The sequence below is a fragment of the Enterococcus sp. GPZ-007 genome (genome assembly GCF_059374735.1).
In genome coordinates this window covers 65,713-80,676 of the sequence record NZ_JCAFYN010000004.1, presented here as the reverse complement: position 1 = coordinate 80,676, position 14,964 = coordinate 65,713, and the positions used below count along the sequence as shown (strand labels likewise).

At 40.3% G+C, this 14,964-nt stretch carries 8 protein-coding genes; all 8 read left to right on the top strand.

Features of this window, described 5'->3' with window-relative positions; all coding sequences use genetic code 11:
• Positions 1 to 288 precede the first annotated feature (288 nt).
• The 8 genes from AC4J95_RS04010 (at position 289) to AC4J95_RS03975 (ending at position 14,934) form a co-directional block, all read left to right on the top strand.
• Positions 289 to 2,124: a SpaH/EbpB family LPXTG-anchored major pilin gene (locus tag AC4J95_RS04010; protein ID WP_494548703.1), complete on the top strand. Its 1,836-nt coding sequence runs from the start codon at positions 289 to 291 to the stop codon at positions 2,122 to 2,124.
• Between the two features lie 27 nt (positions 2,125 to 2,151).
• Complete coding sequence (locus AC4J95_RS04005) at positions 2,152 to 7,194, top strand: SpaA isopeptide-forming pilin-related protein (protein ID WP_494548702.1); 5,043 nt, start codon at positions 2,152 to 2,154, stop codon at positions 7,192 to 7,194.
• Position 7,195: 1 nt separating this feature from the next.
• Complete coding sequence (locus AC4J95_RS04000; RefSeq protein WP_494548701.1) at positions 7,196 to 7,918, top strand: pilin N-terminal domain-containing protein; 723 nt, start codon at positions 7,196 to 7,198, stop codon at positions 7,916 to 7,918.
• A 109-nt stretch (positions 7,919 to 8,027) separates the two neighbouring features.
• Complete coding sequence (locus tag AC4J95_RS03995; RefSeq protein ID WP_494548700.1) at positions 8,028 to 9,788, top strand: sortase family protein; 1,761 nt, start codon at positions 8,028 to 8,030, stop codon at positions 9,786 to 9,788.
• A gap of 14 nt (positions 9,789 to 9,802) precedes the next feature.
• Complete coding sequence (locus AC4J95_RS03990) at positions 9,803 to 11,974, top strand: glucosaminidase domain-containing protein (protein ID WP_494548699.1); 2,172 nt, start codon at positions 9,803 to 9,805, stop codon at positions 11,972 to 11,974.
• Positions 11,975 to 12,000: 26 nt separating this feature from the next.
• A complete protein-coding gene (lepB, locus tag AC4J95_RS03985; protein WP_494548698.1) occupies positions 12,001 to 12,594 on the top strand; it encodes a signal peptidase I in 594 nt (197 codons plus the stop codon).
• A gap of 13 nt (positions 12,595 to 12,607) precedes the next feature.
• Complete coding sequence (locus AC4J95_RS03980; protein ID WP_494548697.1) at positions 12,608 to 13,372, top strand: hypothetical protein; 765 nt, start codon at positions 12,608 to 12,610, stop codon at positions 13,370 to 13,372.
• On the top strand, positions 13,372 to 14,934 hold the full coding sequence (locus AC4J95_RS03975) for a hypothetical protein (protein ID WP_494548696.1): 1,563 nt from the start codon (positions 13,372 to 13,374) through the stop codon (positions 14,932 to 14,934). The genes AC4J95_RS03980 and AC4J95_RS03975 overlap by 1 nt, the downstream gene beginning before the upstream one ends.
• Positions 14,935 to 14,964 lie beyond the last annotated feature (30 nt).

Below are 14,964 nucleotides of genomic sequence, written 5' to 3'. Positions count from 1 at the left end.
GTGTAATACCAATGGGGAGATAAATCGTAATATTTCTCAATTTCTTTGAAACAAAGTTGATTTCAAACCGATTTTGTTAGGATTTTGGGGAGGTAGACAAATTTTTGTCTCTCAAAATCATTGATATAACCAGCTAAAAAATTATGAAATTAGTCCACCTAAAGAGAAAAAGGAATTTTATTCAGGTATTGGAAAAATAAATAATTGAGAAAATGGCGGCAACCTCTTCTCACTTATTTATTTTATCTAATTTGGGAGTAAAAAACAAAAAAAGCAAAGGAGTTTATTATGAAGAATAAGAGAAAATGGATAAGTAAAGCAGCGTTAACTCTAGGTGTGCTGACAATGTTAGGGGCAGCTGGAGCTGGAGCAGCACCAATGGTTTATGCAGTAGATCAAGATATTAGTGCAAATCCTGTATCCGATCATACATCTGATCGGAAAATTACCCTATGGAAATATGAAATCAACAGTTCGGCTGATTTAGGCGAGCGTGGAGACGGGATCAACCCAGATCCAAGCCAAGCGCCCGATATTGCTGGAAAGAAAATGATGCAAGATGTTAACTTTGAAATCATTAAAGTTGAAGCGATTGGTAATGCGGATTTAACAGATCCCTTACAACAAGTAGAAGGAACACATTGGCAAGTTGCAACAGAGAATCCTTATAGCAATACAGGATCTACAGATTCAAGTGGTAAATTAGTCTTTGATGTAAGCAATGGGATGTCTGATAAAAAGCTTGCAGACGGTATTTATATCGTTCGTGAAGTGCCAAGTGGTGTAGATGCAAATGGGAAAGATTTGTATACCTATACAGACCCTGTTTCTGGAAAAACGGGAATTAAAATTACCAAACCGATGGACCCATTCTTTGTTCATCTGCCACAAACAAAACGCGATGACACTGGAAAACTAATTTATGATGTCCATGTGTATCCTAAGAATATTGTTTCAAATACTGAATTAGATAAGACTGTTGAAGGCGGAAAAGGCTTCTCTATTAAAGCTGGAAATTCGTTCCATTGGGAAGCAACAACGAAGTTACCTTCAGGTCTGTATGCAGTTGCTACACAAAATATGACGATTAAAAATTATGTTGATCCAGATACAGGAGCTACATCAGATAAAGCGTTTTCAATTGGTGACGAGATTTACGCTTCTTACTTCAGAGTAAGCGATAGTATCAGTGCAGATCTTATGTTAGAAGGTGTTGAAGTCTACGCACTTGCGGCAGATGGAACGCCAACTTTATTGACAAATGGAGATGAGTATACGGTTACTTTAGGTTCAGGTGGTGGGGCAGCAACAACGATCGCTCCTGGAAATGACGTGGAAGATTTAACCTTAGGTGCTACGAAAGATGTAGTCGTTAGTTTAACGAAAGATGGTATGAAAAAATTAGGTCTTGATGAAGATACTCATATCAAAGTTGTCTATAAAACAAAAGCAAACAAAGATTACAATGGTACGATCTCAAACCAATACAAGGTTGATTACTTACTTCCTGGTGGAACACCGGACTCTAGTGAAAGTGATGAACCTGAATACTACAATGGTGGATTTGACATTAAAAAGACCGATAAAGCAGGCGCAGACTTATCAGGAGCAGTATTCCATATTGCAGAAACAGAAGACGATGCCAAGGCTAAGAAATATCTAGCATCAGATGGAAATTCATATACTTTGAATGATGATGGTACTTCGACTCCACCATTGCCATCAGGAGTGACTTATTTAACTTCAACTTCAAATGCATCAGGTGAAGCACGCTTTGATGGATTGAAATTAGACTGGTATACAGAGTCTGGCAATAACACGAGTCAAGATCCAGAAATCCCTTCTGAAGCAACTTGGGACGAAGCAGACATTAAAAAAGTTTACTGGGTAGTGGAAACGAAATCACCATCTGGGTATGAGCTATTGAAGACACCACAAGATGTTACCGTTACATTGACAACACATGAAGATAGCACGATTGAAGTGACAGTAGTCAATGAACCAGAAACCAAACTACCATTCACCGGTGGCACTGGCACGATGTTACTAGTGATCATCGCAATCGGAGCTATCACGATCGGTACAGCAGCAATCGCAATTGATAAAAAACGTCGTCACGCTTAAAAATGGGACAGAAAGGAAGGACAGACCATGCGCGAAAGATTCAAAAGAAAGCCAATAGTCGCAGTTCTTCTTCCCATTGCTCTTCTTTTGGGAGTAGCGATACTTATCGCTACTTCCATTGGTCCTTTACTAAATGCGGCATTAGATACCCCTTTAGTACAAGTAGAAAATGAAGAAGGGAAACAAGTAGAAAACTTTAAAACAAGAAAAGAGTCTGAAAAAATTCAATTGACTGCTAAAGAAGATGGCATCCTTGAATTGAAGTACGATGAAAATTTCTCAGTCAAAGTATTAAACGAGAAAAAAGAAGAATTATCGATTCCTATCTATCATAAGGAGACGCTACCTTCAGACAAAGTATCTGACACATTTAAAAAGATGAAGGAAGATACAGAAGACTTTTACGAGGGTGAGGATAAAAAGCCTGAAAAGAAAGTCGCTTGTATCCGAGTGATGAAAAGTGAAGCAAAAGGATCTCTATATTTTGAGTTTGAAAAAGATCAAAAACAGTGGCTAGAAATTCAAAGACATACCTCAGAAAAAGTGGATGTAGAGTTTTCAAAAGTGGATGATGAAAATCGCGTGCAACAACTCATTGAATTTGAGTCTTTAAACAAAGCTTTGGTAGAATCTGTTTCATCTGAAGCACCAGAAAAAGCTTCGATTAGTCAAGAACAGGAAGAAAAAGAAACACAAGAGTCAAAAACTCAGGAGTCGACGAAAACTTCTGAATCAACTGAGAAATCAGAAGAGACGAAAAAACAGGAGACAAAGAGCACCACAACATCCGAAGAAAAAACACAAGAGGGTACAAAGGCTAGCTCAGAAAAGAAAAATGAAACAACAGACTCAAAAGCAGAAACAAAAGATGAATCTGAAAAAGATACATCTAAAGATAGCGATAAAGAAGAAACGAAACTGCCTGAGTTAGGATCGCCAGAAAGCTACAAGTACGTTCATGCGGTAGAGACAAAGAAAACAGATGCTTCTTTGGAGAAACTGTTAAAAGCTAAGTATGAACCAGAAGACTCTTTGATGAAACCCAAGCTATTAACAACAAGTAAGGCAACGAAAGAGGTTAAGGGAACTAAATCCGATGTTCCGATTATTATACGAGATGTGAATCTGTCTGTAAAAACAGGAACTTCGACTTTTGATAGTGATAATGCAGCCGGACATGATAAAGATGAGAACAACGATATCGTTCGTTCTTTTGACCAGGTCAGTTATTTAGTTTCATTCTCTATTCAAAATAAGGAATTGACGAAAAAGTATACAAACATCAAATATCGTGTAATCGCGAATCTTGACAATGCAGTGGAAGTCATTGATGGCGTTCCCAGAACTAATGCGGAAATTGCGAATGGAACATACATTGATAAAACAGGCGGTACAGGTGCACAGTATTCAGAAGGCGTCATGGAATCCATTATCAGTGATACTGGTCAAGTATTTGTGCCAATTTTTATGAATGTGTATGGTTCTCCACATGGGAAAAAACTGAAACCGACGATCAAACTTGAAATCGTGGAAGCAATTAACGTTGAGACTGGAGAAGTAGAAGAGTTTAACAAAGTTTACGAAGAATCTGATCTATCAAAATTAACGATTCCAGAAACAACAGTGTCAGCAAAGCCTTCTGTGAAGGTTCAGCTAGTTAAGGGTGAAGTTTCGTCAAGTCAGTTAATTGGTATAAATAATGGATATGTCCAAGCTTTGAATATGGGAGTAGTGACTACGCTATATTCTTTACCGGAACGTTCGACAGGGGATTATCGTGGTTCAACATTTCCAAGTGGTGAAATTAGCTATACGATCAAACAAAAAGGAACTTACCAAATTGGTAGCAACCCAGCACAAAATATGTCTACGGGACAATATTATCGAGCTAGTGTATTTGGATTCGCACCTGCGTATAAAGACCGTACTGCTGCACCATGGACTAAAAATGCAACAGTGAATGTTGATCAACTTAGTGAACCATTAGATATTCCACATGCAAAAACACAACAAATCCATACTTCGCAGCCAAGCGGAGACCTTTCAGAAATAGGGGTTTATGATTCTGGTACATTCAGTGGCGGTTTAACGGATGATTATAACGGGACATTGATGAAGAATACGAATTATGTCGGTGCCTTAAATCCTTATACCTATAACATGACGGGAAAACGTACCCCGGAGGCAACTGCTAAAAGTTTTTCCAGTTTAGAATTAGTATTCGGTTGGGATAGTAGCTTAACGCAGAGTTATGCAAACAGCCAAGGGTGGAGTCGCTATGACAATACTTTTTATATTGAATCTGTTACTTATGATGGGATTACTAGCCCAAGTGAATCAAGTATTACTTATCCTACGATTATTACAGGGGCGGGAGCATATGCTGGGGGACCCACTGTATACCAAAGAGTTAGCGAAGAATCGACTAATATTGTGGGGATAAATTCTCAAGGGCGAATGGATATTAATACTGGGAGTGTTCAATTAACTAAAGGAAGCCGCGTTTACATGGGGGCATTTCCTATAACAAGTGATCCTTTGGTTGGGGAAATCAAGCAACTATTGATGTGGGATCCCAGTGCTTTTGAGTATGATCTTTCGGCCGAATCCATTTCTTATACGATAGGGGAGTTCGAAATATCGAAAGAATCTTTTCGTTACGGAGTATCTAAATCTGCAAATACTTCACCTCCGTATACGAGAATTGTTAAATCATTGGATGCCCAGGTAGGGGATTACAATTGGTATGATACTCCAGAATCTGCAAAGTTGGCAGGTTCAATTGGAGCTGTACTTTATGACTGTTATCCCGAAGCAGACACGGTTACTAAAGGAAGAGTTTTCCCAGCAATTCCCGTAAAAGTGATTGGAGAGGCTGGGGATAAAAGTCCTGCTGGAAACCCTTTAGCTTTGCTAGGAGCTACTCAATTTTTAAATAGTAATAAGGGGATTATAATGCAAATTCCCTATGCAGGGACAACTGAACAATATAAACCAACAATATTTGATTCATCTGGTAACCCGATTTCCTATCCGAATGAATATTGGAATTGGATAGGGGAATCACTTTATATTCAACCATTTGGTATTACAACAAAAACAGATGTAAAAAAATCTCTCTATCAAACAAATGAAGATATCGAGGTCACTGTGACCGGAACGTTTAAGGGGAGTCCTGAAACAGAATATGACTGTGCATTAAATACCACCTTACCAAAGGGGATTCATTATAAACCTGGGTCATCGAAAGATGCTGTGGGTAATTCTCTACCCGATCCTATTGTTACAACTAATGGAAATGGAACAACAACACTACGTTGGACATTTACAGATATCTCAAATGATAGTGGGAGACTAAATACTGGGGTAGAAGTTAATTTTTCAACAACATCAGATATCACACAATTATCTTTTAAGGACACAGGTTATACTAATTCCTTAGAAGTAAAGACTGTGGGAGAAATGTGGATTTCTGATGATCCTAGTATCAAGGATACAGCAAAAGAAATTTTGCGGTCATCTTCTGACACATTCATTGAATACCTCGTCCAACAAATTATTCTAAGTAAAGACGCAGATAAACCATTGATTGAAGTAGGGGATAATGATCCGCGACCTTCAGGTGAGGATACATCTATTACTTATAAAATAAAAATGTTGAATGAAAGTGCATCAGACATACCTAATGCCAGATTGTTAGAAGTTTTACCTTATAACGGGGATGGTCGAGGAACTAGTCTAAGTGGTAATTATATTGTCAAAGAGATTTTTGTAGATGATGAGAATGCAAGTATTTCATTTTCTAATAGTTCAGTTGACCCAGCAACAACAGATCCGATGAGCATTTCTGGTTGGACGAACTATATACCTGGAACCACACCGATAGAAGCCATCAAGGATGCAAAATCTATCCTGGTTACTAGGAAGGATAAAGATAAACCATTAAAAATTGGGAAATCGGTCGAATTGACAGTAAAGATTCAACCTACTGGGCAAAAAGCTGGAGATGTTCTAGTAAACAATGCTTCAATGAATTCTGATTTGAATCTTCCGGTTAATTCGCAAACGTTCTGGACGCGAGTCTATGGTCGTGATCTGACTGGATACGTTTGGTATGACGATAATTATGATGGATTGATTGATCCAACTGAAAATCCCGTTGGAAATATTCCTGTGAAGTTGTATCGAACTAGTCAAAAAGATTCATCTTATGTGAAAGAACTTGTGGAAGAAAGCTTAACGGGAGAGAAATTCATTAATGTTTCTGGTGATTCGTTGATCAAAACAGGCGCAGATGGGAAATACAAATTTGGGAATTTGCCTGAAGGGGAATACATTGCTGAGTTCATGGTGGGTGATATTGTAGTGACAAAGAAGATTGCAGTCATTACAAAACAATTAGTCGGAAGCAATCCAGCATTAAACTCAAAGGCAGATCCAGATAATTTCAAGACACCAGAAACTAACGATGATGGTACGCCATTCTATAAACATCCAGAACTGGCTAATTTACCAGCGCTTTTGACAGGTACAGACAAGGTAAGTCACATCACTGATGTCAACGCTGGATTAACACGTTTATCGAAAATTCGTCTTTTCAAATATGAAGAAGGGTCGGTCATTGATATTGATGATAGCGGAACATTAGAACCCGGGGAAATCGAAGCAAGCACTACCAATGCACTGGAAGGTGCTGAGTTTCAATTGTACAAAGGAAAGAAAGACGATCCTGATACGATCAAGGATGAAAATAAAATCGGTAGTCCTGTGGCTACAGGAAGCGATGGATGGCTAGAATTTGTTAGCTTACCGCCAGGATTCTATACGATTGTTGAAACAAAAGCACCAGAAGGGTTTGAATTACTAAAAAATCCGATTGAAGTGGAAGTTCCGACATATAACTATATCGCGATCGTTCATGTAGCGGATAATGGTCAAACGGAACTGCCATTCACTGGTGGCACCAAAGCGATGCGTATCATTCTAATCGCTTCTGCAGTATTATTGGTAGTCGGAATGACTAGCGTCTTTCTACATTTTCGACCGATCAGAGTAAAGGGAGGAAAATAAAATGAAAAAACTACGTCGTTTGTTGTTCTGTTTGTTTGTTTTCTCCCTGAGCTTTGGCGGTGTGGCGACTGCTCATGCCGAAGTAGAAGCCACAGAAGTGGAGGAAAACGCTGGTTACAGTATTTTTATCCAGAAATACAAGATTTTAGACTTTGACAAGATCGCTGATACGATGCCGTTAGACGGTACTAAAGTAGATCAAGTCAAGGACGAGAACGGGAAGACCCTTGACCCGCTGCCAGGGATGACCTATGAGATCACGCGTGTGACACCGATCCAAGGAGGCTCAGGATTTGAGCCTGTCCAAGGGGATGGCGCGTTTCAAACGACCGTTACAACGGATGAAAAAGGGCTTGCGCATGCAGGCAATCTGGTTCAAGGGATGTACCAAATCGTTGAGAAGGAACATAAACAGCTAAAAGACGTGATGGAGCCTGTCATCGTCGAACTGCCGTTCCCGCAACAGACCGGTGAACCGTTGAACGAGGTCTACATTTATCCGAAGTCCAGTGTTGTTAGCGCGAATCCAAAGCCGCCGGTGACGAAAGGTCCAGACGGCAAACCAATACCTGTAGAAGTTGATGAAAAAGGTGAGATCAAAAGACTACCGCAAACCAGTGGAAACATTGGGACAGCGCAAGTACTTCTTTGGATCTTAGCGATGATCGTCGCTATGGGCGGTATTGGAATGGTTAGTATCCATCGTAAGAAAGATGTTTTTTAAGAATTGATTGATGCATCATCACTGAAGAAAGAATCTTGGATGCGGACCTATTTGTATCCTTGATTCTTTCTTTCAAATTGTGACTCTCTATTGGAAAGAAGGACCCATCATGAAGAAGAAAAAGAGCCAAAAACCAAAAAGAAAGCATTCCTTTTTGAAGATCTTCGCGATCATCATGATCGTTGGTGGTGTGTTGACGCTTCTTTATCCAATTGTGGGAAACTATTTGGCCAATCGTGAACGGAGTCAAGCCGTCTCTGAATACGACGACACGATGGCGAAAATGTCACAAAAGGAAAAAGATGAACAGTGGGCTTTAGCGAAAGCCTACAACGAATACATTTACAACAAGCAAGAGGGATTACCCAGTGGTGATCCAGTGGTTTATAACAAGATCATGAAACAAGGGGATGTCATGGGGACCGTGGATATTCCCGGAATTGATATCAAACAAATGCCTTTTTTTCATGGCACGTCATTCAAAACATTGGAAAAAGGTCTGGGTCATTTTGAACCCACATCGATCCCGATAGGTGGAAAGAATACCCATTCAGTGATCACAGGACATAGTGGTGTTAAGAATCAAGTCCTCTTTACCGATATTCGAAACTTAAAAGAAGGCGATTTGTTTTTTATCAATATTTTAGGCAAACGTTTGGCATATGAGATTGATTCCTTTGAAGAAATCCTGCCAAGCGATGTCGACAAGGTCAAGATACATAAAGGCAAAGATAAAGTGACCTTGCTTACTTGTACACCACCGGGGATCAATACGTTCCGGCTGTTAGTCACGGGACATCGCGTTGATTATAAGACGGCGGTCAAGAAGAAGGTCAAGAAACGGAATACTTGGAGTTATCAAAATATTGTACTGGCAACACTGGGCTTAAATGTCGCAATTTTCGCCTTACTGATGGGCTTATATCGTCGCTTCATCAAACGCTTCCGCTCGGAGGATCCGATCATTGCGGCGAAAGCACGAAAGAATTTGAAACGACTGTTCACTGTTACGAAGACGCTCTTCATTATCCTGTTCATCACAATGACGGCAGTATTGATCACGGCAATCTATGGTTATCTCCACATGGAACAGGAGCCAGCATCTGCCCCAGTCAATGTCGGAGCGACAGAGGAATTGAGTTCTTACAATATCGACAAGGTCCAAAAGGCAAACTATGGCGAGAAACAGATTGCCAGTGTTAAAATTTCGGATTATGCCAAAGCGAAATCGGTTGTTCAAAATACGACGAACAATTGGGGCATCGGAAAGATCGTGATTCCCGATGTGTCAATTGACCTGCCGATCCTCGCTGGAATGGCGAATGAAAACCTGTTGACTGGAGTGGCGACCTACCGCTCCGATCAACAATTAGGGCGCGGAAATTATGTTGTGCTAGCTCACAATATTTTTGATAAGGATGTCTTATTGCATCGTATCCAAGATTTAAAAAAAGGCCAGCTGATCTATGCGACGGACTTCAAGAATGTGTATGTCTACGAGGTTTCTTTGAACAAGATCATCGAAGAGACCGAGGTTTCTTATGTGGAAAAAGAACCGAAGAATGGGATCGCGAAAATCACCCTCTTACGATGTGAAGGCGATATCGGCACGATCTATCGGCGTCTTGTTCAAGGAAACCTCAAGAGTGTCCAGCCTTTACATGGGGCAGAGGAAGAGCTTTTTAAACAAATGAAGCTCAAGCGAGAGGAAGGCACGATCGATGGCACAATCGTAAAAAAAGACCCGGTCTCAGAGACTGAACGCGTTAGCATGACCTTAGCAGCGAAGATTATTTCTGATCCAATGCAGACCGTCGTGCCGTTGTTCTTATTGTTTCTCTTACCAATATTATTCTTTAGTCTGATCTAGAAAGGAACCGATGCATGAAAAAGATAGTGATAGGAATTTGTGGTGTACTGGTCTTCATCGGCGGACTAGTGAGTATCCGCAGCGGAGTATTAAAGGCAGGAGAGCTGACAAAGGACTCTTCTTTAATAGTAGAAACAGGAACAACAGAAAGATCGTCTCCTACTTCACAAAGTAGTGAAATACTTGCCAGCGAAGAAGCAGCGCAACAATCTGACGCTGTAACATCGGTTGAGGAGCAATTCGAAAGAGAGACTGAATCATCGGATTCTTCGGTTAATACAGAAACGGATAGTTCAACTTCGTCAGAGACTATGCCTTCTGAAAGCAGTGCGACCGATCCATCAACGAGTACGACTTCGTCCTCGTCAGATTCAGGCTCATCAAGTTCGACACCGTCTTCATCCGGCAGTTCGTCGACTTCAAGTACGGCTAAACCAAGTAGTACGAATCCTAGTAGCACAATGCCTAGCAGTGTAACGCCAAGTTCAACGACGCCTAGCAGTACGATTCCCACACAGCCGTCTACGAGTTCAAGTCAAGAACCGCCAACAGCGTCGGCACCAGCTACATCAACATCAGTGGTGCCAAACAATCCAGCAGCTGTGACACCGTCAACTTCTCATTCGACGAGTGTCCAGACGCACTCATTTGTCACACCAACTGCACCAGAGGCTTTTTCAGAAATAATTGCGCTGAATTTGCCAAGTGAGTTGAAGACGACAGAAGTAGCACAATCGGACTTGAAGGGCTTTGAACTACCGTTATTAAGTAGTTTTGAAAATAAGGCTCATGCAGCACTGATCTATGAAGGGATCAAAAAACTCGGTACTGAACAAGAAGAAAGCTATAACACAGAGAAATTAGCGATCGCTATTTATCGTGAATTGTTCGATTTAGAGGTAACTGGTGAGCCAGAGAAGCTGCCAGAGGAACTCACGGTTGGTAGTCTGATCTATCAGAAGAAAAAGAATAAGAATATCTTGTTAGGTATCTATATTGGACAGGAGTATTACTTAACTGTAGAGGACGTGGAAATTGAAGAAGAGTCAATTTCTACCGCAGAACAATCGAAAGAAACAGCTGATTCAGAAACTGCAGAAGCAACGAAAAAGGACACACAACGTCAAGTAATTATTGAAACAATTGATTTAGAAGAAGACCTTTTGGCTCAAGAACTGCATGAAGCCTCGTTGACTGAATATGGAGAACAGGTTTTGGCAGAATATCCTGCATCAATGAACTTTACCGAAAATGACAGTGCGAAAAACTTCATTGAAAAAGTTGGAGAAGATGCACAGAAGCTAGGGCAAGAATACGATGTCTTTGCTTCGGTGATGATCGCACAAGCCTTAATAGAGAGTGGATCAGGTACCAGTACCTTATCTTTGGCACCAAATTATAACTTATTTGGGATCAAAGGAACCTATCAAGGACAATCGGTGTCGATGGTCACTCAAGAGGATCGTGGAAATGGCGCCTTATATTCGATTAATGCAGCTTTCCGGAAATACCCGAATTATGTCGCCTCTTTAGGAGATTACGTGAAACTGTTGCGCGGCGGTATTTCAGGCAACAGTAGTTACTACCAGCAAGCTTGGCGTTCTGAAGCGAAAAACTATTTACGTACGACCAATGCCTTGACTGGAACTTATGCGACAGATACCACGTATGGTCAAAAGTTAAATTCGATTATCGCCTTGTATCATCTGACTCAATACGATCAGCCAAAAGCAGAAACGACTTCTGGTGTTTTCATTAAAGGGAAAAACGAGATCCCAGAAGAGTATCGCAGTCGGATGAAATATCCTGATTACAATGGCGTGGATTATAACAGTTCCGGCTCGTATCCAGTCGGACAATGTACCTGGTACGCGTATAACCGTGTGAAGCAGCTTGGCAAAACAGTGGATGATTACATGGGGAACGGCGGACAATGGGCAAGCAAGGGGAAGGCACTTGGTTATAAAGTGAGTCAGAAACCCAAAGCAGGGTGGCTAATCTCCTTCAAACCAGGAGTCGCTGGTTCGGATCCACGATATGGACATGTGGCCTTTGTGGAGGTTGTTCGACCAGAAGGTATTCTGATCTCAGAAGGCAATGTCTATGGTGGAACAGTCATTTCGTACCGAGTCATTGATACAGCATTAGCCACATCTGACCAAGTTTCCTATATCAAAGCAAAGTAAAGAAGTAAGAAGGAGCACTGTAACTTATGGCAACTGTTCGATCACGTCAAACGAAAAAAGAAGGAAGCCCACCACAACGGTCAATTGGAAAAAGTTTGATTCTTACTATATTGACACTTTTACTACTGGTAGTGATGTTCATTTCGGGACAGCTAGTAAGAAGAGAATATAGTTTCCACCCTATCTCGGGAACCTCCATGAGTCCGACGTTGACAGAAAAAGACATGGTTCTCGTGAAAAAACGTGATTCAATTCAGCGATATGATGTGATTGCTTTTTCAGTCAAAGGAGAACCTGGAAAATTTGTCAAACGGGTGATTGGAATGCCGGGGGACACGATGTTCATCCGCAATGATCGAATGGTTCTGAACATTGGAGAACACGGAGACTTTGAAACCACCTATACGTTTCAACTTTCTCCAGCAGTGGCTGAAGAGTTTCAACACTTAACGAAGATTCCAAAGGGATACTATTTCACAACAGGCGATCACATTGACGTATCAAAGGATAGTCGAACGTTTGGATTCGTTGATAAAAAAATGGTTGAGGGAACAGTCCAATTCCATTTGCCGTCCCTGATCAAAAAACAAGCAGAAAGTGAATGGAGAATATCTCGCTAAAGGGGAAAGAAAGATGTTCATATTAGGAATAATTGGTGCGGGTTTTGTTCTCATTGCTCTTGTGATTATTATTTTGCGACTCATTTTTGATATACAACTCACTACGATTCAAAAAGACGTGGATCAATCTCCGTTGTTTCGAAAAAAAGTCACTCATCTAAGGAAAATCGAACAAGCGAGACACATTCGATATTTGTTATTTATTTGTTTGTCAATTGGAGTTGCCTTGATGCTCCTGATTATTTCTTTTCTGATCTTATCAAAGGATTACCAGAAGATAGGAGTAGAGAAGGCTCAATTAGAAAATCGAATAGAAAATTTAGAGAGTCAACAGAAAAAAGTAATTGCCAGTATTCCTTTGAAAAATTATCCAGAAGAGGGAATTGGGCTCAAGGAGTATGAATGGAACAAATTAAACAACGATTCAACTGTCCAAAAACAAATTGAATCAGCGATTTCACAAAAGACGAGTTCCTATTTTGGTTCAACGGATATAACCGTTTCCTTATCCGATCCAGAAACGTTATCGATTCAATTAAAAGGACAAATAGAAGACAGTGCCAGCAAGGAAATAATCAAAAAAAATATCGATGACTTTGCGAAAGAAGTCGAAATAAATTCCGAGTTGACTGGAATTCATGTTCGGATGGTCACTTCTGTGGGGAAAGAAAAACAAATCGTGTATAGCGTGACTTATTCTCGCGAGAATCGCGAGAATGGGTTCAAGAAGAAGAACGACTCTGAACAGAAACTAAAGGATGATGGTGGGAAAGGCTAATGGTAGAGAATAAAAAAAGGCGAAAATGGCTATCAACGCAATCATTGAAGGAATTTATCAATGATATTACCGAAGAAGAGTTGAATGCGGAAGATCTCTATAACGAAACGCAGGTCGATTATAAAGAGTATGATACCGAAGAAATTCAAGAAGCTGATTTAGAAGAATTGATTCAAGGGCAAGGAAATTCAGAGTTAGAACTACCAGCAGAATCCAGCCATTCTGTGCAACAGACAGAAATCCAAGAGCTTCAAGCAGAATTGGATAGTTTAAAAGCTGAAGCAGAAATTCGTATCCATGAGTTAGAACTGGAAAATGAGACATTAAGTGAAAAACTAACCTTTGAACGAAAGCGAATGGATGAGGAGCTAAATGACCGTGAGGAAGAATGGCAGGTAAAAGTTACCGAGATGGTTGAAGAGAAAAAAGAAATCGAAGTGACTATCGCTGAACTGCAACAACAACTTGAAGAAAAGCAGAAAGAACTAACAGAAACGATCGAACGAGTAAAAAAAGAAGCAGCAGAAAAAGAAACAGAGGTCGTTGATTTAAAAGAACTCACGCAACAGCTCAAGGAATATGAAAGAAAATATCAAGAGTTACAAGCAGAAACAAGTGAAAAAGAAAAAAAGCTGGTTCAGATCAAAGAGGAGTATGAAGAAGAGAGGCACCGATTTGATCAGCTAAAAACGCATTATCATGAATTGGAACAAGATTATCAGCAGTTACATATGATCAATCAAAAAAATGAAGGGAAGCTAGTAGAACTTCAAGGAGAGATCGATGTATTGAATGAGTTGCTTGAAGAAAAAGAACAAGAAGTTTCCACTGAACTGAAGCAACTGAAAGCAGAGAATACGAAATACAAACAAACGATCCAACAGTTAAAAGAGCAGGTTGCTCAAAAGCTTGAGAATGCATTGGAGGAATCACAAATGGCGATCGATGAACAAGGACAACTACCAGAAGAACAAGTGCAAGAAGATACGATTGAAGATATGGAACAGCTTGTGGCTGAGAAAGAAGCCCTTAACAGCGCCTTGTTCGATGCTCATGAAGAAATCGCAAAATTAGAAGAAAAAACCAGTGTTCTGGAACAACTGGAAGCGGAAAAAGAACGATTGGCAAGTCGTTTAGCCGATGCTCAAATTGAGTTAAGCAAATTGAAGGAGCAAAAGGCCGATGAAGAAAGTCTGGAATTAATCCAAGCAAAAAAACAAGTGGACGAGCTGATTGAAAAAAATGAACGCCTCAAAAAAGAGGTCGTCCAATCGCAGCAGGAGATCGGAGAAGTGCTGATCTCAGCCAAAAAGCAAGCCAATCGGACTGTAGAGGAAGCGCAGGTTGAGGCGAAGCATCTAATCAGCTCCGCCGAATTAGAATTAGAAAACATCAGTAACCGGGCGAAAAAGATTTTGATTGAAGTATCAGAGTCGCGGAAAAATGTCCTATCTATCTATGATGATCTAGAATTTAAGGTAGAAGCACTATCGAACGGAACACTGTTAAAAGAAATAAAGAAAAATAAACAGGACCAGAAGTTAGCTGATTATTTTGATTAATCACGAAATCAAATAAAGAAAAGGGGATAC